This window comes from Methylobacterium sp. J-078 (assembly GCF_022829285.1).
In the GTDB taxonomy this organism is placed as follows: Bacteria; Pseudomonadota; Alphaproteobacteria; order Rhizobiales; family Beijerinckiaceae; genus Methylobacterium.
In genome coordinates this window covers 1-1,044 of sequence record NZ_JAKSYI010000008.1, presented here as the reverse complement: position 1 = coordinate 1,044, position 1,044 = coordinate 1, and the positions used below count along the sequence as shown (strand labels likewise).

The 1,044-nt window shown below is 72.7% G+C and carries 1 protein-coding gene; it reads right to left on the bottom strand.

The window, feature by feature from the left end; genetic code table 11:
* Positions 1-1,044, bottom strand: a 1,044-nt coding sequence (locus MKK58_RS00185) for an HlyD family type I secretion periplasmic adaptor subunit (protein ID WP_409565151.1), incomplete at both ends; no start/stop codon positions are given.

Below are 1,044 nucleotides of genomic sequence, written 5' to 3'. Positions count from 1 at the left end.
CTGGGGGGCGATCTTGACCTCGACGGCGAGCTGGTCGGCCTCCGGCACGATCAGCATGGCGGGCTCGGCCGGGGTCACCAGCCCGCCCACCGTGTGGACCGTCATCTGGTGGACGATTCCGGATTGGGGGCTGCGCATCTCGACGCGCTTCAGCTGGTCCTCGGCCGCCACGCGCTTCTCGCGGTATTCCGACCATTTGCCCCGGATCTCGGCCAAGTCCTTGCCGGTCTCGGTGCGCATGTCGCCGTCGATCTGCAGGATCTGCAGCTCGGTCTCGGCGATCTTGCCGCGGGCGGAGGCGGTGGCGGCCACGAGCTGGCCGCGCTCGCCGTCGAGGCGGGCGGCGTCCCGCTCCAGGGCGTTGACGCGGGCGAGCGACACCAGGTTCTTGGCGTAGAGCCCGCGCACGCCCTCGAGTTCGCCGGTGATGAAGCCGACCTCGCGGGCCTTGGCGCCGACCTGCTCGGTCAGGCCCTTGATCTCCTCGCGCAGCTGCTGGACGCGCTCGCGCAGCTGCGCCTTCTGGCCCTCGCGGGCGGCCAGACGCGCGGCAAACAGCCGGGTCTCGCCCTCGATGAGGTGGGCGACCCCCGGGTCGGCGTCGCGGCGCGCCAGGAGCTCGGGCGGGAAGGTGACGGCGGCGGCCCCGTCGCGCTCGGCCTCGTCGCGGGCGCGCCGCGCGGCGAGCTCGTCCATGGCCTTGAGGACGATGTCGAGGTTGGCCCGCACCTGGGTCTCGTCGAGGCGGATGAGCACGTCGCCGGCTCGCACCCGGGCGCCCTCGCGGACCAGCAGTTCGCCCACCACCCCGCCGGTGGGGTGCTGGACCTTCTTGACGTCGGACTCGACCTCGAGCTGGCCCGGCGCGATCACGGCGCCGGAGATCTGCGTGAGGGTGGCCCAGCCCCCCACCCCGACGACTAGGAGGCAAGCTCTGGCACACCTCGAACCTGTTCGAGATCCCGGAGGGCGAGCGGCTCGGCCGGCGCCTCGTGGACGCGACCTTCGCGGACGTGGCCTTCTTCGCCAATTCGGGTGCCGAGG